Genomic DNA, 26005 nt, shown 5'->3' with positions numbered 1-26005 from the left:
GCATACCCCTCATCCTCATTCGCCTCAACAAACCGCTCACCTATGAGACAGAGAGACAGAACCTGCTGCCACTCCGTCGCCTCAATAGCCACCCGAACTCAACGCCTCACCACTCAACGCCCACCGGCGTCGACAGCCCTACGCGCTTCCCGCCCGATGACAACCCTCTTTCGCCGTGCCGGGACCGGACGCTCTCCACTTTGCTTGCCGTACCGTCCACCGCAGCAGCGATCGCTTCAGCAACAGCCCCCACCGTCGCACCCGACGCCTCGCCCTGCCTGGCCACCAACGGCCCAGTCTCCCTGGCAAAGGAATCACCCTCACCAGTCCTGCCCCGAGCAGCAGACACACCATCGACGAATACCTTGTACATCGGCTGCACATCACCAGCGATCACGTCCGCCCCTCGCAATGCGCCCTGGATCCGCGACGGGTCCGCACCAGACCGATGCGGTCGGCAATCGCAGCGGATAGCACCATCGTCCTCGACGCCGACTCGGTCACGTCGTCAAGGGGGAAGAGATCCGGGACCACCTCACTGTTTTCCCGGGGGTGAACACGTTCACGCGACGCCCGTCGATTGCGATGCGCCTGCCCGGCACAAGTCCCCTTCGAACTCACCGCCATTTTCGGCCCCATAAGCTGAGCACCCCCTGCACCAGATGCAGACATACATTCGTAACACCATGGTCACCTGGGAGACCCCGGACCGTAAACACCAGTGACAGGCATCCGCTGTTGCTACTCGTCCTTACACTCCAAAATGCCCGCGAGTACCTTCACCGATCTCAAAACCCGCACTGCCACCCCGACACCGCGCTCGGATTCCTCTGACGATCGGGCGCAGCCACTCGCCACCAAACCACTCGGCGGCACAGGGAGGCTGGGATGCGAGGCGCAGATCGGGCCGGCGACGTGCGACGGACGTGCGCATTGGCGCACGGCCGGACGCGATCCCCTCGGCGCCGACTGCAAGGCATGCAACTTGGCGCAACGTCGATGCACTTGGCTGTGGGCTCCGAGGCCGTCCGCGAGGGTGCCACGTCTTGCGTGGGCGACTGCTGAGCCCTCCGGCGACGGCATCCAAGGTGCTCGGGTGCGCCGGTCGGGTCGCACCCGAACCCTTGCTGCACCTGAATAGAGGTCCATCTGTACCTCGAACTCTGTCCAAAAGTTCAGTCGACCCCCCTGTACTATCCACATCGGCATGCCATTCGCCACGTACTAGGGAGCGAGAAACCGTTATTGTCACAGCCAAATCCGACCTGCGCGCTTCGCGCTCAAGCGCCTCCTGACCAGCAGAGGCTCTCATTTACGAGGCAGGCGAGACGGTCACGCTTCAGGCATTGCGCCTCGTAGAGGCTGAGTGGCAAGCCCGAGCGGTTGTTTCTGCCCGAATTTACAAGGAGGAAGTGCGCTTTGAGTGCGGAGGAGCGCCGCAGGGGAATACTCGAGCTGGCCCGAGATGCAGGGTCCGTCGCCGTCTCCAAACTCGCTGCAGATTTTGGAATCTCGAAGGAGACGATCCGCCGGGATCTGACTGTCCTGGAAGAGCAGGGACTGATGCGGCGCACGCACGGAGGCGCCTATCCCGTGGAAAGTGCCGGTTTCGAAACCGACCTGGCTTTCCGGGCCGCCAACCACGTCCCCGAGAAGTCCCGCATCGCCGCGGCCGCCGCCGCACTGCTCGGCAACGCGGAGACCGTCTTCGTCGACGAGGGGTTCACCCCGCAGCTCATCGCAGAGGCGCTGCCGCAGCACCGACCGCTGACCGTAGTAACGCCTTCTCTCGGCGTGGCCAGAGAGTTGGCGGCAAGGGAAGCGACCACCGTCCTACTGCTGGGCGGCCGGGTCCGCGGCACCACGATGGCCACCGTCGACCACTGGACCACGCGCATGCTGTCCGGCTTCGTGATCGACCTGGCGTATATCGGCGCCAACGGTATCTCCCGCAGCCACGGCCTCACAACGCCCGATCCTGCGGTCAGCGAAGTCAAGTCACAGGTGATGCGAGTGGCGAGACGCCGGGTTTTCGCCGGAGTGCACACGAAGTTCGGGGCGGTCAGTTTCTGCCGGTTCGCCGGTGTGTCGGATTTCGAGGCGATCGTGACCGATACGCGGCTGCGGCCAGCGGAGGCTCATCGGTATTCCCTCGAATGCCCACAAGTGCTCCGGGTGTGAAACCCACGCGCGACTGAGGACATCCTGCTCCCATGTAGGCGCGGTCGGCGAGAGTGGGACACCCTGGCGTTCGCAGATCCGGATGATCCGGAGTGTGCAGACCCCGGTCAGGTCGTGGACTCGGCCGAGTAGTGCAGGCAAGAGCCACAATAGACGCCCAGTTGGATCCGTCACCACCCGTAAGTTCGCCCCGTGCCAGCGGTGTTCGTGGGGGTAGTCAGCCCGGCCGTCGCCGACCTTCCCTCGGCAGCGCCCGGTCACGACTGATCTCAACAGCCGTCCACGCCATGCGCTCGGTTGAACACTCCGGCCGAGAGCACACGGGAACTGACGGCAACGTGCGGCTCCAACGGCTCGACCACGCACACAAGACCGCTCAAGGCCTGGTGCGCGGGCACGACTTCATCGCCCACGAAGACCTTAAGATCCGCAGCATGAGCAAGGCCCCCGCGCCGAAGCCGAACTCCGAGACGCCGGGCGCATTTCTACCCTACCAGGCCGCCTCGAAGGCGGGTCTCAACTGTTCGATCGCTGACGCCGGATGGGGGGGGGTGTTCCTCGCGATCCTGAACGCTAAGGCTGAGAGTGCCGGGCGGGAAGTGATGGCCGTGGACCCTCGCAACACTTCCCGGCGGCCCTTCCGCCGCCCAAGGTCGGAAGCGGACGTGGGAGCGTCGTCTGCCGCGGGCGGCACGTGCCCGAACTCGCTCTGCAGTCGGCGTTGGTTTCACCGGGCGAACCATTCGGCGAAGGCCAACTCGACCTCGGACAGGATCTTTCAGGGTGCCGCTGAGGCTTGATCGAATCGGACTTGAACAGGTCGATCGCGGACGAGGAGGGGCGTAGGCATCGTCGGCCGCCCGGTGGTTGCGGCGCTGCCCTCGGCCAGGAGGTGGGTGGTGAGCTTGAGTGACGTGGACGCCCGCGTCGCTGTGATGGACCAGGCACCCAGGACGTTGGTGTCCACGACAAACGGGCATCGACGACCGGTGCACGATGCAAGCGGTGAGGTCCGCGACCCAGCGGCGGCTCGGCGCCGGGGCGACGAAGGCCCGTTCGGCCAGGTTCGGCGCCCAGCGGAGAACCCGACGCACCTGCAGCCGGATCACAACCAGACCGAGCCGGGCGGCCAGGTGGCATGCCGACGGCTGACCCCTGGCCGTCATGCCCGGGGTCGGGTGCGGACGGGACCCGCTGGAGAACACTGGTCAACGAGCGGACCGCAGGGTCGTAAGTTCCTGCTCCACACAGGGTCTTCCCACGGCGTCGGCGAAGGCCGTCATCAGCTCACGCACCGTCCCTGGCCGGCAGCGAGTCGAGCCACTGGGTGCTGAAGGAGTCCGCGGCCGCTCCGACCTGTCCCACGCTAGGTGGGATCGGTGGTGAAGAGGGCAGCGTCGAGGACCTCCGGCCCCGTGCTGGAGGTAGGCCGCGCGCACCGCGCCGAGGTCACTGTCAAATGCACTCCGACGACCTACTCGAGCAACTCTGATGTCTCGGCGGAGCCCGCCACCGGGAAATTCTGCGACGCGGTGACACTTCTCACGACTCCGGGGGATCCGCTGTTGGTCTAGGTGGTGCGGTGTGGGGAGTGGTGGAAGTGGGGCCTTAGGGTGTCGGCGATTTGTTTCAGGTGATCGGGGGTGAGGGTGAGGCCCGTGACGTTGCGGAGAGGGCCCATCAGGCTGGCTCGGCCCTTCGGAACGGGGTGGGGTGCGTGTCCGCCGGGCAGGAGGAGGGCGCGGGAGTCAGGTTGGTCGTCGCGGATACCCAGGCCGTGGAGAAGTTCATGGACGTAGGCGGCGGCGTGGACGCCGGTGTACCAGGTGTCCTGCCGCATCGGCTGATCAGAGGTGGGCAGGCCAGGGTGGAGGCGGACGATGGTGTCGGCGCTGTCGGGGGTGTCGGTGAACTCGATGGTGAGGTGGAGAAGAGGGCCGGGCAGATGAGGGCCGGTGATCTGGTCTGGCTGGAGGGCGGGCAGCCGGTAGTGCTGCTTGTTGACCAGGTCGTCGACGGCTCGGAGGAGACTGTCGCGAAGCTCGTCGGACTGGTCGGGGGTGGTGGTGTCGTGGGGGATGAGGTGGATGCGGCGGGTGATCTGGACTGTGTCGTCGAGGGGGGTGGTGCCGCGGTACCAGGCCCACGTGTAGCTGACCTCGGTCCGCTCCCCCGAGCCGTCAGGCCGGATGACACGCGGCCTGCCGTCCTCACCGGTGATGAACCCGAAGGCGGGCGGCGGGGGGACCGACGACGTCGGCCGCCGAGCCGCGTCGGCCGCCGAACCGCGCCGACGGCCAAAGGGGATCCAACGGTCGGTACGCACCCGACCCGAATTCCACGGCTCCCCCGTCAGAGCTGGCCCTACCCCGCGCCGCTCTCCGTCGTTCTGCTCGTCGAACTGTCCGGCACGAGAAGCCTGCCAGCCATCAGGCAACCGTGCCCAGCCATCGGCAGACCTATCCCATTGCACCCGCCGAGCCGCGCCGTTCCACCATCCCGTCCGGTCGTTTTCCATGTCGTAGACGCTGATGACAGCCTTCGGGCTGATACTCGCGGTGAAGGCCACCTCGCGCTCTCTTCTGGCCAGCTGCGGGGCCGGGGAGTAGTACTTGCGCAATTCGGCGACCGATTCGGTGCGAGTCTTGGCGAACGCGAACAATTCGACAGCAGTAGTGTCGAAGGTGGCCAATTTTGCGCCGAATTCGGGGAGGGTATTGTTGGCGTAGGAGACCCATTTGGCGGGGTTGTTGAGGCGCTTGAGCCTGTAACGGTGAAAGAATTTTACGGCACCAGTCAGAGATATTCGCTGTTTGATCTCGTCATCGGGCGGGGAGGCAATCATTTCGCTGAGCAGGTAGAGCGGATTGTTGCGCAGGAGAGTGGCGTAGACGTCGATGCCGCGGGGATCGTCAAGCAGGGACGGGTTGACCGTGTAGCGGTAGGACCGCGCATCACTGAAATAGTGCCCCTGGTCCGCGCGGGTCGTCGAGATGAACGGTGCCGTTGGTATCTTCGCATAGGCGTTCACCCAGTCTTCCAGGGTCTTAACGTCTTCCACGTCCAGCGTGTCGGGGTGGGGGTGGAAACCGCTCTGGAAGATCTCCTCTGGTGGGCGGTTGGAAAACCGCCACAGCAGCTCTGTGGGGCTGCTTTCCACCACGATGCCGTTGCGGAGGTCGGTCTTGTGGACCAGCCTGTAGTCCACCGCGGGGGCTACATCGTCGGTCGCATCCGATGCAGGAGCCCGCGGCGTCCGGCGCTGTGGGGCCGGGGCAGGGGCCGCAGTCGAGGGTCGCCGAGGTCGCCCATCACCTGTTGACGGCACGACTGTGAAGTACGGCCCTACCTGCCCAAGAGCATCGTTCGAGACTGCGGTAAACGGCTTCACGCCGCGGCTGTAGGTTGCAGCGCTGACCAGCTCTCCTGGGCCTAGCCCTGTTGCGAGACGGACTTCTCCAGCCCGCATGTTCACCGAGTGCAGCCTGTCCGCACGCTGCTCGTCATCGAGGTGAGCGAAGGCCGAGTCGATCTCGAAGGCCAGACGGATCGTCAACCCGACGCCGGCCAGCATCGTCTCCAGGTCGTGTGCGCCGCGTCCTGTCACCCCGAACGTGCCGCCGCCGGGGTCGGCGGAGGCATCACCAAGAAGTGTCCTGGCCGCCACGGCTCGGAGCGTTTCGGGGGACAGCTCGAGGGCGGAACTGCGGTGGACCAGGACGAACATCCAAATGTCCAGGATCAGTCCCAGGTTCGCAACGGTGTCCGGCACCCCCAAGCCGCGAGCGACGACACTCGCCTCGCGCCGCAGCGCCCGTATATATCGCCCGAGCGGAGCCAGGGCACTGGTCACACTGATGAGCGCAGGCTGCCTCGATAGACTTCGATAGGTGCTGTTCAGCAGGTCGACCAGCATTTGCGTGGATATCGGTTCGCAATGAAATAGCGTTGTATGGCGCAAGAGTTCCAGGTGGTGGATCACATCCAGCAGCTGCCGCACCAACGGCCGCATATCACGGTGCGTCTGATACCACATGGACACCAACGGCACTCCAACACCACGTCTGAAGACCGACCAGACGTAATCTTCGACTTCGACTTGCTCCAGCCAGGTCGCAGCATCCGCGTCGTTCAACGGCTTGTCAGCCAGATCGCTCAGGTGACGGAGGCTGCGCAGGGTGTCCATCGAGACTTCTTCTCGCGGCATCACAGCCAGGGCTACCTCGTGCATCAGGGACAGGCGCTCTGCCAACTCACTTTGGCTTGCCGCCCCGTTAGGGTCGCCAATTCCGACCTCCGCCGCCAACGCGTCGAGCTGTTGTGCCGTCATGACCGTTCCAAGTTGTCCAGCCGCCTCGGGACTGCGCAAGATCGCGTTCAGCTGCCCCCGGACGTCGGTGCTGGAAGCGGCGGGACCCCTCGCGGACGCCGATGGCTCGATGCCTGTCACATGGCCAGCGGACTGTGCCTGCGCCCCCGCGGGTCCGGAAGCGGGAGCAACGAGCTCAGTTGCCCACTGCTGCTGCGGCACTTGCACCAGCAGGTGGTCGAGCAGCGTCAGCACCGCAGACTCACCAAGAGGCACGGCTATCTCCCGGCTCCGCAGAAAGCCGATTGCGAAAGACTGCGCACGGTCGCTGTCCACGCTCACCACAAGGTCAGCCCCGTCGGCCGCAACGGCCGCCTTCACGACTTCGTAGAGCGCACTCAGCCGTGCGAGATCAAGTGGCGGAGCTCCGTTCTCCGCCCTGAGATCAAGGTCTGCGTAAAAGTCGACGAGCTCGAGAAGTTTACGAAAGTGGTGTCGCTCTACGTGAGGAAGGCCATGAAGTCTCAATGCTTCGTAGATCCGCCTGCTGCTGACGACGTGATTCTGTTCAAGTGGGGGTAGTCCCGGCTCCTCCCGACTCAGTGAGGCGATCAGATCCACGGCGTTGAGCCACTGGGGAGGTGTCGGTCCATCGTCGAGGAGGTCATACATGAGATCCGATGTCTGCCAGACACCGACCCTGTCGTCCACCGGTCTACCGCTCACCCCAAAGGTCGGGCGTCCCCGCGTGATGTCCCGCCCTCTGTCCACAAGTGCCTGCTCAACGTGGCTTCCTTGCAGCTCACCTTCGCTGTCTTGCGTACCGATGATCTCGGCCTCGTGGACGGCAATCAGCAGGAACCGAGGGATCGTCTCCGGCCGCCGATCTATGGCTTCCCTGCCGAGTAGCTTCCTGGCGAAGGCCTCGATGCAAGGCAGGTCGGTCAACGGATCCATTCCGCCCGAAGGCACGCCGGCCTCTCGGCGGGCCAGCCTCGCCAGATGGAGCACCGCACTCTTGTAATCCGGCGTCCACTGATCCGGGTCTGGGAGGTGTAGCCACTCGGCGACGACCCTCATCATGTCGTACGAGGCAAGCCACTTCTGCGCCCTGTCCGGTGTGACGGGGTCGCGTGGAGGCAGCTGCATGACGCGGCGGATGCGGGTACTGATCTGGTTGATGCGTTTGAGCATCACGAAACTGGGGTGGCGATTGCCCCACACCTCACGGGCCAGTCGGATGCTCGCCGCGACGGCGGTCAGGCAGTACTGATGATACGCTGGAGAGTCGGTGTGGGCTTTGAAAGTGACTCCAAGTATGCCGAAATAAGGATCACTCGACTCGCCGACCGCTTGAACTATGCCGTCCGCCACCTCCTTGAGCGACTCCACGCTGTCTGCCCTGCCGAGCCGACGGGACAGCTCGACCGCGCCCCGCCGGCGCAGGAAATCGTCCAGCTCGCCGACAGAACGCAGGTTTGCGGTGGACAGCGGCAGCCGCAACTGCGACAGCGCATGAGCTTGCAAGGCGGCCACGCGTGTGGTCTCCACACCCGGGCCCTCCCCCGGCCGGCCCACCAGGCCGGCCGCCCACCGATGCACCTCGTCCAAGAAACCCTCGGGCTGCAGGTGTTCTCGCATCAACGGCGCGTCCGATCTCGGCCACCCCAGTAGGTGGATCAGTCCCGTCCGTACGGCACGGTCGATTTCCGCCTCCGGACCGCCCAAGCCGTCGGCCGTCAGCTCCTTGACGACGCGAGGCGCCACCTCCAGTTGCACGTTCCGCAGCAAGTCGGCGGCAGCGCTAATGCCACGCTTCTGACACAACTCGTACACCCGATTCACGGCTGTGGTCAGGTGTTCATCGGTCGGCGGCTCGTCCGCGGCCGAAGGCTGCCACTGCGACCGGTCAGGAGCGCCGAGGTACGACAGAAGCCTGAAGTGCGCCCGGAGCCTGGTGACAGCCGTCTCCACAGCACCAGCGGCCTCAGGACCGATGTAGTCCACCAGCGCGTGCAGCTTCACAGGTCCCAGACCGCGGTGCAGGACCTCCATCGCGGCAGTCATGGAGGTGCGTTGTCGCGTCCCGTCCCACGCCTGCGCTCGGTCCGCAGGGCCCGAACCGGTACGAGGCCCCGCGGCAAGCGCGTACCGCAGCACCGGCCCCGCTGCCGTACCCTCACCGGATGCCAGATCCCGTGCCGCGTAAGGCGGAACCATCTGCGCCCCCCAGAGAGGCCCCCCTTCACCGATGTCCCGCAAGAACACGTCCCCCGGCTCCCACGCCGGGTTCCCTGCCTCACCCGGAGGGAGGAACGCACCAAGGTCGAGACGGTCAGCCCAGACGTCACGGCCTGTCTGCTGGCCCGCCTCGTCCCGCGTTCTCAGATAGTTCGTCAAAGCCAGCACCGGTGCCAGCTCACTGTCCTCACCCGCGAAGAGGCCACCCTCGCACAGCAACCCCGTGGCAAACTCGTCCAACTGCGCACGACTCGGCAACTGGCCCTCCTCCAGCGACAAACGCTGCCGTCGGCCTGGACGGCACTCACCGGCCCCACCGTCTTGTCCCCAACCGATCCCGCTCGATGACGGCACGGTCTGCGACGACCCCACTCCGACACCGGACCGAGCTGGCGCGTTCGCCAGGTCGGGCGCGACCAAGCCGTCATCGACCTTCACGAAGCGAGACCCAGTCGGAGCGACATCGTGGGGCCGCTGAACAACAGCAAGGCCATGCTGTCGCGCGGCAATCACCACAGCGTGGAAGAGAATCAGATCATTAGACGTGATCGTATGGGCCTCTGTCTTCGACTCAGCCCGGAACTGCTCGTAGCCGCCGAGAACAGTGAACAACTCCCGCAGCGACTCCGGAGAGGGCTGTAGCCGCGGGGCGGCTTCCGGAGCGGGCCGGCGCAGCGACAGAACTCGGCTGGCCAATTCCCTGATGCGAAGGCCCCTGGTGTCGGGCAGCTCACGGCTGGCGCCGAGCAGAGTGTGCACGGCGCGCAGCGACCAGAAGTCCAGCTCGTCCGGGTGGATCCCCATCGACCGGGCGAGCACGATCGTCTCCGCCACTCCACCCAGCGCTTGGCCGACATCCCGATACTGCCCGATCGCACCAAACCAGCCCGAGGCGCCCGTAATCTCACGTGCCCACTCAACGACCAGCTCCCGCAGCCGCCCGACCACATCTGCGCGGCGCACAGCGTCGGCCCCCTGAGCCTGCGCGGCCAGCCGCAGCATCACCACACGAAACATCTCCGGCGCCTTTTCGACCGTGGGCCCGAAGACATCCGCGGCGAGGCGGTCCACACCTTCCAGGACACCCAGGCCGCCACCGTAGAGCCTCCATACGAGCTCATCCAGCAGGCCAGCGTTCCTCACCACTTCCGCGGACGGTTCATTCACCCCCAACCACGCCTTCGCAAGCTGGAAGGAACGGCTGTCAGACGCCTGCTGATACGCCGGCAGCTCCACCGATCCCGTACGGCGGAACGACGGCCCCACACCACGATCAGCCTCGTCACCACCCCAGCCCTCACCCCGAGCGGCGCCCACGCGATGCGGCCCACGACCTGCCCGCCACGTCTGGGACGCATCCTCCCGCGGCGCCCCACCTGTCACAGCCCCACCCTGCGGTGTGACTTCTTCACGGCCACGACGGCGGGTCAGTCGCCTCCAGCTCGGCCATCTGGTCCCGCCCCGCAGCGGTCGAAGCTCACCTCCGCCGCTCCTGCCCAGGCTGCTCGCATCGCCGTCGCGGGGGGCCTGAGCTGGGGAGCTGGAGGGATTCACAGTGACGGAGGGCGCCCGAGGCCGCTCGATCGAGCCACCATCCCTGTCGCCGGGGCCCGTTGACGTCGGCTCCCCTGACGAATGGGACGAGAAGTACGGCCCCTCCGATGAGCCCGGGGTGACTGAGCTAAAGAGATCAGCGAACGAGGCCGTGTAGGAGGGCCAGCCCTGTGGGGCTCGGGCAGGTGGGTCGAGAGGAGCTGCTGCCATCCTGGATGTCCGACGCAGATCGGCCGACTCACGCGGGGATCGCTGCTGCAACCAAACCAATCCGCGACTGGCACCCGGATGTGGACCAGAACCCACCTCGGCCCCGCCTGGCGGCTCAAAGCCCGGCTCCTCCAGACGCGGCACTGCTACACGCAGCCGCCCCTCAGCCACAGCCAGGACGCCGTTCGCCTGCTCCGACGCCGGGTCCAGCGAGTCCGCTCCCTCGCTGGCGGTCTCGTAGTCCTCTGACTGTGCAGGGCTGGGGGGCACGTCACCTGATGTCAGTGTCCAGAAAGCGGCATCGGCAACCGAGGTCTCACGCACTGCCGCCGTGAGCTGTGGTTGCTGAGATTCCGTATTCGCAGCCAAGGCGGCCTGCTGCCGGGACGGCGGTGACGGTGCTGACGCCCCCGACGTGTCCTGCGCCGTCCGCGGTCGTGGGATCAACGCCGTGAACGTGTCCTCATCCAGCAGCACGTGCACGCGGAGCAGGTCAGAGCGGCGTCGCGGGGCAGGGCTGTCTGGATGGAACACCAGGACACCCTGGCCTGGGAGCACGACGTGGGCTTCCACTCCGTACGCCCGGGCGAACAGGAGCGGGATGTAGTCGGTTGCGGCGTTGTCGTAGCCCGCCCTGTCCGCGTCCGGGAACCCTGCCGAGCCGCTGCGTTCGAGCTGGCGGGCCAGGAGTTCGATACGGGCGACGTGCCGAAGCGGCACTTCGGAATGCAGGGTCCCGTCCTGCGTGAATTCGGCCTCGTGTTGCGGCTCCAGGTCGTCGAGCCCGGCGGCCTCGAGATCGTCCTCGGTGAACACGTCCCGGCCCGGCTCGGGTTGGAGCCAGGTGCCGCCCTCGGTGAACGCGGACCGCAGCCAGGCTGCCTGCTCTTCCCCGTCTTTCCGCAGTTGTCGGGCCAGAGCGGCGCGCACGTTGCGGGCGGTCTGCGCCGAGATATGCGCACGAGGGTCCTCTTTGGGCCGGAGCGCGGCGCGTTGGGCGGCGTACAGCGCGAGGGGCAGGCCCTCGCCCCTGGTCGCCTCCGGGTGCTCGGCATGGTGCGGATCGAGGACGTCGTAGACCGTGCCTTCGAGGTCGGTGTAGTGAGTGACCGGGCCCTCTACGGTGTCCCGGCCGGCTTCGAACACCACGGGTTTGTTCAGCAGTTCCCGCTCTTCCAGGGCGCGGCGCTCGGCTTCGGGCCGGTCCGTGGCGAGCGCCGTGGGGGGAAACGCCGACGGTGCCAGTGCCGGCTCGTGTGCGCGCGTGAAGTCGGCCACGGCCTGCTGGACCTTGGCCCGGCGCAATTGTTCCTGGAGCCGTTGGACGTGCGCAGACCGTTCGGCGAGCGCTTCGGATGCGGCTTCAAGACGCTTGGTCGTGAGGCGCTCGGCCCTCTTGGCATGCGAAGCGTGAGCGGCGCGTGAAGGCAGCAGGGCGAGGGCCGCGTGCACGGGCTGCTGCTGCGCGGCCTCTTCCGCACTGCGCAGGGCTCGGCGTTGATGCCGCACCTCGGCGCGGAGGGCCTCGACTTCGCCGGGGCGCACGTCAATTACTCGCCCCTTGTTCAGATGCCCGGCGGGTACGTCGTCGAGCTCGGACATGCCCTGCTGGATCGCCCTCGTCATGCGGTCCCGCGCCTCGGTCGCCTGGGTGCGGGCCCGCTCAAGGTACGCGGCCTCGGCGCGGTGCAGTTGGGCCATGTCCCCGTCTCCGGCATCCTGGGCTTCGCTCAGCTCGTGCTGCTTGACGCGCAGGGCTTCTGCGATGGCGTGCGCCTTTATCGCCTCCCTCAGCGCCAGGTGCCGGGGCGGGACGGCACCCGGCCAAATGCCGCCTGGAGACTCGGCTTCGGCGGCCAACTCCCGGATTTGCTCGTCGTCATATGGCGCAGGCCCGCGGTCCGCCGTGCGCGTGGCCGCGTCATCAGGCGCGGCCAGCGGGTATCCGGCAGGGTCCGTCCCGTGGTCGGGCTCGTAGGCGACCGGCGGGCGGGAGTCGCCGCGGCCCGCGTCGTCCCGCTGATACCACTCCAGTTGCTCCCGCGCGTCGAGCCTGGCCTTGCGGTACTCGTCGGTCAGCCGGTCGTGCGCATCCCGTCGGCGGGCCCGCTCGATCTCATGGTCGACCAGCCGCGGCGCGACCTTGTCGTAACGCTCCTTGCGCCGCTGGGCATCCGGCTCGCGGAGGATCTCATACAGCTCTTCGTAGTCACGCTCAACGGCGATGACGACCGATTGGTAGGTGTCCCACGCCTCCCGGATCTTCGTGTCCAGCTCCTTGACCCGGTCGTAGGCAGCTGTGACCGCCTCCGGGAACCGGTCAGTACCGAGGAGGCCGTGGGCGCGAGCGAGCCGCTCCGGTACGAGGACGACCAGTCGGTTCTTCGAGGTAATGGAGGCGGCGAACCGCGCGCGGTCCGCGGATGACCTCGCCACCGCCTGGGTTGCCTGGCGCGGACGGCGCACGGAGCCTCTAGTAAGGCCCCGGAGAGCGTGGGTCAGGGCATCCGTGAACCGCTTGAGCCGGCTCTTGGTGACGCGCGCCTCCACCCTCTGGTCGATCGGAATCTCATACACGACCATGCGCTCCGTCACCAGCCTGACGCCCACCTGAGCCGCGTTCGTCGCTCCCCCGTCCGCGCGACCGATCTCGGCGCTCTGGCTCAGTGGCATCCGATCGCCGGGGGTGAGGGCTCCGATCGCAGCTTGTTGCGAAGCGATCACGGGGTTCAGGGGAGTGAGGAAAGTGGATTCAACGCCTGGCGGGTTGTCCTGGTGCTGGACGCCGCCACCGGCACTGGTGCTGTGCTGCACCTTCACTCCATCGACCACATCGAGCATCCTGGGGCGCAGGCCCGGCGTGGGGCGGAAGCGCACCGTGAGGTCGCCGGCCATCGAGCCGACAGCCGAGCCGTCTGGGAGAGTCGGCGGCCGGTAGCCTTCCTCTCCCAGGGCGTCGCCGACCTTGGACCGCAGCATCCAGTTGCTGAGCTGCACCTCGAGCTGCTGGAGTGGGGCCGTTCCCGGTCTCGTGAGGCTGGTGAGGCCGACGTCCGCTTTGGAGGCCGGTGATGGGGCGGACTTTCCCCAACGGCGCTTGGACTCCGCCACGTTGACCGGAACGGGGGCGTCCGACCGTATCGGCAGAGGCTTGACAAGATCCTTGCTCCCGTTCATGACCTCGTGCCGATGTGCCGCGCCCGCAGCGTGGTCAAGCACTTGCACCGCATGCCGCGCCAAGTCCGCGGCGGGCATGTCCAGGACCGCGACGTCCGGGTTGCGGAGCATGGTGAGGATCTCGTTGTCCGCCTCCGCGAGCCACGGTTCGTCCGGGACCGCCGGGATGACGGATACGTACTCATTCGACGCGTGAGATGTCGGTTCCGGCGCGGATGCCTCCGCTGCGAAGTCCACCTGCTCGGCCTGCGGAGCGTCCTGCAGAGGGCTGGCGCTGTCCGGCACGAGCAGAGGCATCGCGTGCAGTTCGACGACCGTGCCGACCTCTTCCCTGACTGTCACGATCTTGCCACCGGAGCGGCGGTAGCTCAGCTCGAGGGCGAGCGGTACTTCCAGTTCCGCGTGGCGCCCTGTACTGACGATGACATGGCTACGGGTTCTCTCGTCAGTGGCCGTCCTGGCGGCGCTGGTGGGAAGGGTGATCATCCCTTCCAGGCCGGCGGCTACCGCGCTGATCCTGTAGCCCTCTTGAGAGCCGCTCTGGTCATTGTCGTGCGCGACGGGCGGCATACTGACTGCCGAGAGGCCCCAGCCCTGGCCTCGTTCGTTCGCGGACAGTTCCCGCGACGTCTCGGTGAGCGACCGCTTCTCCTCCAGGTCTATGCCGTGCCGCGTGCGCCGGTATGTGGCTGCGCCGCGGATCAGCCGCACCTGTACCTCGCCGGCACGGGAGCCCACCAGCGTGTTACGGAAGTGCCGTAGCGTGACGCCCTCTTCTACGGCCAGCTGGTCGTAGTAACCGAGCACGGCGTCCGGTGCGAGGAGACCGTTCAGCGCGCCGCGAAGGCCACCGAGGTCACCAACGCCGGACTCAGGCAGTATCAGGTCGGGCCACCGCTCATGCAGCTTTTTCTGGAAAGTGCGGACCGCGGGTCCGACGTCGATCACTCCCTGCACGGCGATGTGAGCGGGTCTGGGGAGCAGGGGACGCAGGGGTCCGGTCTCCACCAGTTCTTCCAAGCCGTTGTCGATCAGGCCCAGCCGCCGCGCCTCGTCCCAGTCCAGGGCTTCGTCTCGCTGCCCGAACACCGTCACGCCGGCGGCGGCGGTACGCGCGGGCGCTCCCACGAGCCGGGACCGCGCCTGCCCGACGGCGACGTAGGTGGTGCTCTCGTAGCCGGCTCTCACCATGCGCCCGGCCCGTTCCTCTGTGGCGACCCGTGCGGCGCTGAGGGTCTTCAGGCTCTCCCGAGTGCGGACACGGCTGTACAACCGCCAGAAGGCCCCCCAGTACATACCGACCGAGCGGTGCCCTAGCGTGGCATGAGTATCAGCGCCCCTGACCTGAGCCTGAACGGCCGTATATCGGACTTTGCCGCTGCCCGAGCCGGCGGACAGGGTGCTCGAGACCATGTGTGTCCCCACACTGCCCGTGTCCGCAACGTCCCGGGCTCGATGGCCCTGGGACAGCGCGTGAACACGTATCTCTGCCTCATGCCGGAACATGCGCCCCTGGACGAACAGCTTGTCCAGGCTCCAACCGCCGCGGAGCATGGCGTCCAGATGTCCTTCCAACCCTCCGTTGGCGGCGAAGACTTCAACGGTCTGATACTCCTGGGTGCCGGGGGTGCGGAAAGCCCATGCGGTCTCACCGGGAGAGAGTTCGGCGAGCACGCTACGGACGAGGTCGGCCACAGGCTTCGCGTGTGAGACGCGTAGGTGGTTGTGCTGCACCGTCTCGGCCGGCGAGGGGCCGCCCTCCCGGGCAGTCGCCAGCAGGGCGAGCGCCTGGTCACCGCTGAGCGGGAGCGGGAGCGGGAGCGGGTCCGGCAGCCGGTCCGGCGGCACGGGCTGTGTGTCCTGGCCCGGGTCACGACGCATCTGTCGCAGGCGGTCGGGCATCAGGGCGTCCGGATGGAGGATTTGCGCCTTGACCTTTAGGACGAGCGCTCCGTCCTTTCCTCCGCTCAGAGCCATCGGGCGGGGCGCTTGCCGGAACCAGTTGCCGGTGGTCAAACGGAGCAACGTTCGCGGCCTGACCCCGTAGTGGGCCTTCACCCTGATGGTTCCGGTCGTCTCGAACACGTGCGCGCGTGAGGTGTATACGCCATGTCCGCGTCCGGCTTCGAGGCCGGACGCGGTGCCGCGGACCGTGCTGTGACCGTGGACGGCGACAAGACCGGCCAGGATCCGGTTCTTCGGTCCTCCGTATTTCAGTCCGCCTTCCAACCCCGGGCCCGCTTGCCAGCCTTGCGTGACGCGCGAGCTCTGGGACGTGCCCGTTGCCCCGGAGAGCTGGCCGTCGATGCTCAGGTCCGGCCTCAGGCCCATCCACCGCGGCTTCTCCCACTGCCCCCCTTCCACGGTCAGGGTGAGCTCGTGTCTGCGGCCGTGTCCCTCGCGGGTGAGCACCACGGTGTACTCGTCCGTTTGCGGATTGAACAGCAGCCGCAGCCGCGTGTCCAGGCGGAGCGGGGAGAAGTCCGTGGCCAGTCGCTGGTTCTTGTTCCACAGGGCGTTCCGGGCCTGGGCACCGGGGTTCCGGTAGCGCAAGGTACTCGGTTGCCGGACGGTCCGGCGTCCCCCCCCGCCCGTTCGGTACGCATCGCGCATTTTCCGCCCGGCCCCGCGCATGGCACGGGAGGCCTGATGCGATGCCCGGCCGGCGAGGCGCCGATAGGCCGACGGGGCGGGCTTGATGAACGGCCGCATGTGCGAATGTTCGCTCATCGCGTGCAGGATGCTGTTCGTCATCTGGTCAGCCAGGGGCAGCTCGTCCAAGTGTGCAGGACTCTCGTCGGAGGGTGTCGATGCGCCCGGCTCCAGAGTCAGCAGCTCAAGGGTGGGGCTGTCCGTCTGCGGACCGGAATGTGTGGTGGCGGCGGGGGCCTTCAGCATGGGGGATGACCGAGTACGCTGCGCGATCCGTCGCCTTTCGGGCGCTTTGCCGTCCTGTGCCGACGCGACCGTGACGGCTGACTGCGCACGCGGCAGCGTCCAGGGCAGTCCCTTGCGCCGTGGGGGCTTCCGCTTGGGGACAGAGGGGCTCATGATCTTTGCCCCTTCGAAGTGGCCGCTGTGATACGGCATGATCTGCATGATGGAACCGGCGAGTTCGGGCGGCGGGTCAGGACCGGCGGGCGGCAGGTCCGCAGGCTGCGCAGGTGTTTCCGCCACTGCCGAGTCGTCCCATTGCCGTAGTCCGGTGCCCGAGTCCCAGCCGCCCCACTCCCGGGCCACCGGCGCAGGCAGGCGCAGCAAGACCTGAGCGGGAAACTCTTTCGTCAACTCCGCGCGCGCGTCCTTCAGGTGCGGCGGAGGCCTCAGTCCGGTGTTTCCGTATCCGGGGTGGAAGGTGACCTGCACCCGGAAATGCTCCGAACGGTACCGCCCTTGGAGTCCCTGGCTCTCCACTGCGAACCGGACCGTCCCACTGTCCGTGACGGATGTCGGATCGGAGCGTGCCGTGCTGATCTGGGTCGTGACGGCAAACCGTGCGTAGAACCTGGCGAAGCTCTCCACCGGCCCCGCGCTGACCGTCGCGCTCCCGCTCTTGTTCACCTCCCGGCTACGGGAAACAGCGGATTCAGTGTTCTTGTTGACGATGATCTTGGCGCGGTCGACAGGCCTTTCCAGAACTGCGGTCTTGTCGTGATCCACGACGACGCGGTAGCTGAAATGCCCCACGACGTTCCCGCGCTCGTCTTGGAGGTCGGGGGTCCGTACCTCGCCCCGCATCGACCTGAGCACCCGGTCGGCCATCGTGTCCCGGCGGAACGACCTGAAGATGTCCTCGGCCGCGGGCGTGCCCAGGGTGACTCCCCCATGCCGGTGCGCCGTCTTCAGCGCCCAGCCGATCAATTCGGGAGAGGGGGCGAACTCCTCAGCCGTGATCTGCGACAGCGGTGCGTCCGACGGGATCCGGATCTCCTGCGGCAGACCAGCCGGGCCTTCCCGCTTGCTGGTCAGACCGTCAGACACACGCCAACGGAACCCATTCCGCACGACGAACCGCTTGCCACGTCCCTCCACGACACGCAATGTGCCGTCGCCCTGCTGCTCATACACCTCGACGTCGTAGGCCATGTCGTTGACGTAGGTCGAGGAGTTGTTCGCGGTCCGTACCGTCCGGTTCTCCCGGGATGTGTGGCTGTGCGCGGTGAGGTGACTCGTCTGGTTGTAGCTGCCGGCCACCGCCACCGACACCATCGCGGACGACCCCACACCTGGCCAGGCAGTCGTACTGAGGCCGAACGTGCGGTTCGAAGCCTGCTTCCACGCCTTCTCGCTGCGCTCGGAGTTACGGTGGACCACCTCGGGCGCTGCGACATACGCATCGGCATAGCGACTGTAGGAGCCCGTATTGCGACCCCTGATCCGTGCCACCAGATTGCGGCCTTCCGTGCCCCGGAAGGGCAGAAATACACCGCCACCGAGCAGACTGGGGGGCTTGCCTTCCTCCACCGTTGTGTCGTCAGCCGAGCGCCGGGGACCGGATTCCAACCGAGCGCGAAGGGGGTAGTGACGATCAGCCAGGAGGCTGAGCACGTCTTCGGACACCCTCTCCTTGTCAGACTCTTGAGGGCTCAGCACATCAACAATGGTGCGCACCACGTCCTTGGGCGCCCGCAGAGTGACCACCGTGCTGGTGATCGAGGTGACGTCCTGTCCCAGGCTGCTGCCGTCCTCGAAGACATCATTGGCACCCTCCTCGAACGACGGATCGGTGTACTCGAGGTCCAGGAAGGCGGGCCTGTCGGCTTCCAAGTACGTGACCGGAAGGGTCAGACGACGGTCTTCCACAGACCGTGCCGGGGCACCTTCGTCACCGCGAGGCGCGAACACGACCTCGCGCTGCAGGTCTCGCAGGTACGCCAGCGCCCGGTCACGCACCTCGCGCACCCGCCGCGCCCGAGCCGATGGCTCACCTCGCTCCACCGCGCTGCCGGGCGCCACGGCCCGCTCGCCCTCTCCGTAGCCTTGCACTTCGCTCTCGACGACATGCTTCACCCAAGACAGTTGCTCGTCTGCGCCCAGCGGGCGAGGGCGGGGCGTGTCCGTGGGGGTCGCGTCCGGCGTCGGCACCAGGAGCGCGTCCGGCCGGGGCGTGTCCGGCAGGGGCACCGGAACGGTGGGATATCCCTGCGACGATTCGCCGGGCACGCTCGGGTCGGGGAGGCCGTGAACGCGACGCAGACGGGTGCGCTCATTCTCCAGGTCCTGGAGCTTCCGGCCGATGCGCTCGATCCGGGCGGTGGAAACACTCGCCACCGGATCAAGGGCGAAACGAACTCGCCGCGCGCCGGCCGGGGCCCCATCGCCACTCGCCGGCGTGCCCTTCCGCTCGACTCGCAGCCGGCCGGGCAGTCGCGGCAACCACCGGCTCCCGCCGTCGCCGCCACGCAGCCTGAGTAGTTCGTTCCTGGAGAGCTCGTTTGTCTGCTCGCCGGACGGGAAAAACGGTGACGGCACCGCTGGCGCGGCACTGGCGGAGGGATGGTCACTCACTCGGTCCGAAGTCAAACGACGCGCGCCGGCCCAGGCCGACTGGCCGCTCTGCGGCGCGTTCTTCCGCCCTCCGTCCAGGCCACCCCATGGTCGGATACTCGCGGCGATGCGCAGCCCCGCATCCCCCGGCACCTCGAGGCGCGGTGGTGCCACCAGATGCTGCCCCTCGCGCTGCGGGGAGATGGCTTCGGTGTCCTGGGGCGGGGTGGCGATTGAACGAACCGGGGAAGAAAAGCTCACGGTGTCCGGGCACTGACCGCTCAGGACATTGCTCCGCCCCGGGTTCGGGCGCCACGTACTCGAGTGTCCCCACTCCGGTAGCGTGATGCGGCCCACGTCCAAACGGGAGCCGGCGGCGGCCGGCAGCGTGCGCGGGTGAGCATCTGCCGTGAAGAAGGGCCGATCGCCGTACGACGGTGCTGCGCTGCTGAAATCCGACAGTGCCGAGGTCAGCCGCTGTTGTCCCGCAATCCCAGACGTAGAAGAGGCGCGCCCCGCAGCGCGATGAGCGGGCCCGTCCCCACTCAGCTTCACCTGTTCGAGGTAGCTCTGCATGGCGGCATTTCCGCGAATTTTCGAATCGCGCGTGTCCCCGTATTCGAAACCGTGGCTCACCTGTACATGGGGAAGCCTTTCTGCCAACCACGAACTGCAGTCCGAGCACGGTTCCCGCTCCGTGTAGAGCTCACGTATTCTCCCCCCGTCCCCCTTGCGCAAGAACGGAATACCAATCATCCGCTCCGAATGCCGCATCCAGTTACTACGTGTCACCAGGATGAAGTCATCTGCGTCGTCCTCGCTCGTGATTCTGGCGGCTGCATAGTTGTCACTCTTGAACTTACCAAAATTGGCGCCGTAATTTCGATCCGCATGGCGCGCGATCTGCGTGGCTCTGGACAAATCCGTGCTGCCTGGCGCGACCTGCCGGGATGATGTCCGAGACAGCCTACCTGGCATCCCGTGGGCGTTGTTTCGACTAGGCGAAGATGATACCCAGTAGCGAGGAAGAGCCACTCTTTCACGGTCGGTCGCCGTCAGGTCGGAGTAGGAGTAGTTGTTGCTAAGCCACCTGATACTTCCATCGTGGGCCATATTGGCAATGGCGCTCTCCGACTCCGACATGGCGGCAGCGACGTTGACGCCGCCCGATCGCACAGCGGGGGAAACGTCAAAGTGCGACGGGACTGTCTCACCGATGCCTGTGCCCGAGGGGGCTGGTGTCGGCTCTTGCAGACCGGAACTCCGGCCATCGCTCTTGGACGTGGGGATAGAGCTCGGTGCTTGCGGAACTCTGTCCTGGGGCGGGGAGATGGCTTCGGTGTCCTGGGGCGGGGTGGCGAATGGACGGACCGGGGAAGAAGGGCTCGCGGTGTCGGGGTGCGGGTCGTTGAGGGTTTGTTCTGGGCCGACGCCGAGGGCGTGTTCGTCGGGGAATCTGCCGTCTGTGGCGACGTGGGTGCGCAGTTCGTTTTCGGTCAGCGGTGGCAGGTTGCGGTGGCGGCCCCAGTCGTCCTGGTAGTGGAGTGCGTCGCTGTGCAGGTAGTGCTGTCCGAAGAGGTCGGCTGCCGTCATGATCTCGTGGTAGGTGTGGTGCCTGACCTGGAGCATGGTGGCCATCATCAGCAGCCGCATTTCCTGCCAGTTGACCGGGATCTGCAAGCTGTGGACCGCATAGAACAGGAAGTACGTGGTTTTGGAGGTTCCGGCGAACACCAGTCCGCCGGTGGCGTCCGCGTTGTGGTGGGTGGGGTTGAACAGCTGGATCTCGCGGGTTTTCGAGCCGGGCCACCACAGCAGCCGGCCGTCCTGGACGGAGAGCGCACGTTCGGTGTCGCTGAGCGGGGGCACGACCTCGTCGGCGGACAGGTCCGTCAGTTCCTCGGGCGTGCGCGTCCTGCTGCGTTGCACCGCCCATTCGGCTTTCATCTGCGCGGGCCACTTCGGTTTGCCGGCGAATGCGCTCAGGACGCGGTTGCCGTCCGCCCAGTAGAGCATGTTCATGCGTTCGCGCAGGTTGCCGGAGTCGACCACCCGCTGCAGCTCGGCCAGGTCGGTGCCGACCGCGCCGGCGGACCACGGCTCGTTCGTGCCCATCAGCGCCCGCTGCGCGGTGTCGGCCTTCTCCCACACGGCCGCCAGGATCCGGCCGGCCAACTCGTTCGCCTCGGGCCGGCTGGCCAGGTACGTCCCCAGATTCCGCTCATAGACCAGCGACGCGTCGCGAAAACGGATCCGACGATCCACATGAAGCACAGGGTCCTCGACCGTCCCCGCCCGCTGCGGGCCTGGGTGAGGAGGCCGGCGGTTTGCGGGAGGCGCGGTGGAGCGGTTCGGGTCGAAGGCACCGGCCGCGGGGGATGCCACGTCGACCACGGTCGAGCCGGAGCCGACAGATGGCCTCCCACCGCCTTCTGTGTCCTGCTCGCCTCGTGTCTCATCAGCCGCCGGCTGCGCAGCCTCATCCTCCTTGATTTCGAGGCGGCCGTAGCGGGGTGGCTGGTCAAGCCGGGTGGCGTCGATGCCGGAGCCTGCCAGTCGTGCTTCCCCTTCCCTCGGCCGCGAGGCCGTCGTCTCCGGGCGCTTTTGCGTCTTCTGCTCCGCGACACCGCTGGCGGACGCCACGTCGCGTGGACCCACGGCGGAACGCTCCGCGTGCAGGGTCCGTTCCGCGGACGCGGACACCCGGGCATAGTCCTCCCGCGCCAATTCCCGGTCGACCGGCTCGTCCTCGATCAGCTCGTGTTGTGGGGCCCTACCGCTACCCGGGCTGTCGCCCGAAGGGGCCGCTGCCAGGATGTGGAAAATCTGGCTGGCCAGGCCTTCGCCGGCTTCTACGGGGACAGCCCCGGCCGGTGTTTGAGACGGCACGCGCTGGTCATGCTGGTGGGGGTCGGGTGTGGGCTCGCTGCTGGTGGCCATGATGCGCGGGTGGGTGTCAGTGTGGGAAGGGTCGGTCTCTTCCTCGTGGAGCGACAGCCCGTGTTCGCCGTTATCGATCAGGATCGGACGAGTGGGAACTCCCTGCCCACCCGGATGGGGGCGACCCCGCCCGGACATCGGGTGCCACTGCCCCGGTCGCCCTCTTCCTACCAGCCCTGTCGTCCGCTGCGTCCCGTACTGCATGGCCAGACGCTGCGACACGCTGGCCGCCTTCTTGTCACCGTCTCTGGCATACACGTACGCCACAATCACGATGAACTGATCCACAAGCGCTTTCCCAGCGGCAACAACCTCGTTGTTCGGCTCTCCCATCACTACCGGCACCTGGTGATCCACACTGATCTTCCCTGCTGCCCACTTCTGCGCATCCTCGTACCGCGCCGGGGACAGCTTCCCCAACTGCTTACGCGCGTCGTTCGCAAGCAGCCGATGCTCCGCCGAAAGCACCTTCACGCCAGGCCCCTGCGACGGCGCGGCCACAGCAGCGGCCGCCCCGCCCTGTGGGGTTGAGGCGGGGACAGCCGGGCCGGGAAAACCTGCGAACGAAGTTCTGCGAGACCGCGAACCCACATCCCACAGCCCACCCGCTGCCGAAGACGGCCGGGGCGGCACGCCGGACTGCGCGCTTGGGGACGTCCGGAAAAATGCGGTCGAGCTGCTGAACCCGCCGCCAAACCCCGCCGACGATCCCACTGACGGTTGCGGCCCGACGTACGACGGGCCTGCAGTAGCTGAAGCGAAGAACGGCAGGCCGGACAGCCCACCTTGCGACGTCGGCCAAAACCCGGTTGAGCTGCCATACCCGCCGCCAGACGCCATCGAAGCTCCCGCCGGCACTGGTGACGGGAAGCGGGGTCCGGCTGGCGGGCCTGCAGTAGCTGAAGTGAAGAACGGCAGGCCGGACAGCGCGCCTTGGGGGGCTGTGGTTGCAGGTGATGGGGATGGTGCTCTGTTGGATCCCCGGGGCATAGAGAAGGGATCCCTACTGGTGGCGCTTGCCCACGAGGCCGGAGGGTTGGATGCGCTGGGGAGGGTGAAGGGATCACTTGGCGGTATTCCCGGTGCGCTCGCCGTCTGAGGTTCCCTCGATGTGACCTTCACACTGGAGTGAATCTCTCCACCCGCATCCAGAATCGCAGCCCGCAACGCGGGCGTGACGTTCCGCCTTTCCCCTTTCTTAAGGTTATAGGCAATATTTCCGATAGGTATGATTCTGCCGTTGGGGAGTTCCCACTTCTGCTTGGTCGACAAAGACTTCCAGGGGGGGGCCGCGATGCGCCACGCACGGAGCGCCTCAATAACCTCCTCGTCGGGATATCTCTCCAGCGAGCTGTAGCCCAGCTCTCGCACCACGCTCCACACGTGGTCCCTGGTCACGTCACTGGGCCTGGGGTCGTCTCTGAGTACACGCTTGACCGTGTCCAGGGAGACTCTGGCCTTGGCCGCTACATCGGCCTGGGTCACTGCTTTCCGCCGCTCCTGCGATGGCAGGTCGGGCAGCGTGCCTTGCGGGGCTGAGGCCGTCGGGCCGGGAGGATTTGTGAAGGACGATTGCTGGTGCGTCCTTGAGGGGCCTGGGGTTGCCGGTGGTGGGGATGGTGCTGTGTGGAATCCCGGGAATGGTTGAGGGTTCGAGGCCGCTGAGGTGGGCCGGATGGGCAGTGGTTGATGAAGCGGCGTCATCGCCCCAGGGCTTGTTCGGGTATCCCACCGGGGGGCGAAGCCCGGGAAGGGAGCAGACGAGTACGGCGGTGTTGTGGGACCAGTACTGCCCGGCCTCGACGGCGGCTTTTCGGGCCAGTTGATGTACCGGTCCCATGGGGTGTTCCAGCTGGTGTTGGGGTCGCCCGTGGTCGATGCGGGGCGGGAGGGTGGCCGGTTGCTGGGACCTGGACCGGATGAGCTGGAGGTAGGGAAGCCGAACGGTGAGGGGCCTGACGCAGGATAGTTGTAGGGGTTCATGCCGCCGAGCCGGTAAACCGATTCCGGTGGACGCGCCGTTCCGTATTGTTCGGCGAGTTGACGGGACAGGTTTCTTGCCGCCTTCTTGCCTTGGGTGAGGTAGGTGTGGGCGACGAGGCGGGTCAGCTGGTTGAGCAGGTCGCGCAGTCGGGCTTGGGCCGAGCCTGGCTCCGGCGCTATGGTCAACAAGCCCACATGGTCCTTGTTGATCTGACCCATGGCCCAGTTCAGTGCCCGTTCTGGCGGGTTGCCCTGTCCGTCGAACACTGCCAGTGTCGTGCGGTCCTGCTCGGTCAACGGCGGGGGCGCGGCCTGCCCGGGTGCGGTGGCCCAGGGGCGTGCCACACGATCCCGGCCGGGCACGCCCATGGTGGAGGGAGCCGTGTCCTGCGCGGGACCTGTGTCTTTCGTGCTGCGTTTCGGCGGTTGGGCCACAGCCCCGGCCGGCGCTTGAGACAGCACACGCTGGTCATGCTGGTGGTGGCCGGGTGTGGGCTCACCGCTGGCGGTCGTGATGCGAGTGTTGGGGGTGGTGGATTCGGTGGGTGTGCGTGGGGGGGCTGTGGGTGTGGTGACAGGGACGGTGCCGGTATCGGTGTAGGGCTGGGGGGAACCGGTGTGGGTACGGGTGGCGGGGGGAATCGAGCCCGTGAGCTGTGCCATGACCTGTTCGGCGCGTGGTGAGGGCAGGCCGGCAGGCCCTGCCGTGCCGGAGGCGGATGCGGAGGTGTGGGCGGAATCCGTGCGTTCGGGCTCGGCAGGGGCAGGGTGTGGTGGTTGAGGGCGCGAGGTGTCGGGGGGCTGGTGTCGCTCTGCCCCGGACTGGGTGGCGGGCTGGACGGGTGTCTGGGACGGGCCGACCGTATCCTGCCGCAGCCCCTGCCCCTGGCCCTGCGCCGGTCTCTGTCCGGGCTCCGTCTGCGGGGTGGGGCCCTGGGGAGCGGGATGCGGCTGGAGCGGAGCAGGGTCGGATGGCCCAGCAGGAGGCGGGACTGGTGCAGAGGCAGGAACCGGCACCTGCCCCTGCCCCTGCGGCTGTTCCTGCTGCCGGTCGCGGGCGGGGGAGGCGGCTTCGTCCGTCGCGCCGGCGTGTGCGGTGAGCCTGCGCTCCGGCGGCGACGCGCCCAACGCATCCCGCCCAACGTCACGCCCAACATCCTGACTGGTGCCGGTGGTGGTGCTGGTGCTGGTGCTGGTGCTGGTGCTGGTGCTGGTCTGGGGCGGTGGATGCCCTGTACCGGGGGTGTCCGGACTACTGAAGGTGGGGGGCCTGTGCGCCTCGTCCGGCTCTCGCTGCCGCTCTCCCCAACCTGCCTCGGCCTTGGTGCCGGTGCCGGTATGGGAGGTGGTTTGGGTGGTGGTGTCCCGGCCGGGATACGGTGTTTCGGCGGAGGAGTCCTGATCCTGGACATCGGGCAGGGAGCCGGACAGGCGCTGTTCGCTGCCGGGCGGGGACAGCTGACGGTCCGCCGCATGCTGCAGCCGGGGATCCAGCCCCGCAGAACTGGTCTGCACCGGCCCACTCGCCGGTCCCGCCGTCACCGGCCGGACCCCCTCCGGGGCCCGGCTCTCGCCGGCGGATGACGGCCTTTCACCGGAGAAATCAGCCGCCGGCCCCTGGGCCCTGTCCGGACCGGTGACCGCAACAGATCCCCGACCACCGGAGAGCGGCACACCACTGCCCGACTCCGGCCGCACCGGGGCCTCACGCCCGGAAACAGCCCCCGCCGTCACGGGTCCGGCAGCCCGGTCAGATCCTGGGGTGTTGGGGACAGCACTGACGTCGCTGTGGTTCACCTCTCGCTGCCCGAAAACCAGACCGTTCAGCTTGGAACTGCCCGAGACGGCCGCGTAACCCAGACCCACCTCAGTAGCACTCGACACACCCGCACCGAGGAATGTATACGGACTGACCTTCCAGTC

Annotated in this window: 2 protein-coding genes and 2 pseudogenes; 1 reads left to right on the top strand and 3 read right to left on the bottom strand. The window is 67.1% G+C overall.

The genetic code is table 11. The features are described 5' to 3' along the window. The first annotated feature begins 1419 nt into the window (after positions 1-1419). Positions 1420-2181: a DeoR/GlpR family DNA-binding transcription regulator gene (locus ACH4YL_RS39470; protein WP_398512361.1), complete on the top strand. Its 762-nt coding sequence runs from the start codon at positions 1420-1422 to the stop codon at positions 2179-2181. Between the two features lie 22 nt (positions 2182-2203). Here the strand turns inward: ACH4YL_RS39470 and ACH4YL_RS39465 are convergent. From ACH4YL_RS39465 to ACH4YL_RS39455, 3 genes and pseudogenes are all read right to left on the bottom strand, one after another. Continuing rightward, positions 2204-2421: pseudogene (locus ACH4YL_RS39465) on the bottom strand (transposase); the annotation flags it as partial. A 1330-nt stretch (positions 2422-3751) separates the two neighbouring features. Further along, positions 3752-22573: a nucleic acid/nucleotide deaminase domain-containing protein gene (locus tag ACH4YL_RS39460; protein ID WP_398512362.1), complete on the bottom strand. Its 18822-nt coding sequence runs from the start codon at positions 22571-22573 to the stop codon at positions 3752-3754. An 888-nt stretch (positions 22574-23461) separates the two neighbouring features. Further along, positions 23462-23803, bottom strand: a pseudogene (locus ACH4YL_RS39455) (helix-turn-helix domain-containing protein); the annotation flags it as partial. Between the last annotated feature and the right edge of the window lie 2202 nt (positions 23804-26005).

This window comes from Streptomyces sp. NPDC020681, from assembly GCF_044334895.1.
Classification (GTDB): domain Bacteria; phylum Actinomycetota; class Actinomycetes; order Streptomycetales; family Streptomycetaceae; genus Streptomyces.
The sequence above is the reverse complement of the archived record's forward strand: the minus strand, read 5'-3'. Positions and strand labels throughout refer to the sequence as shown.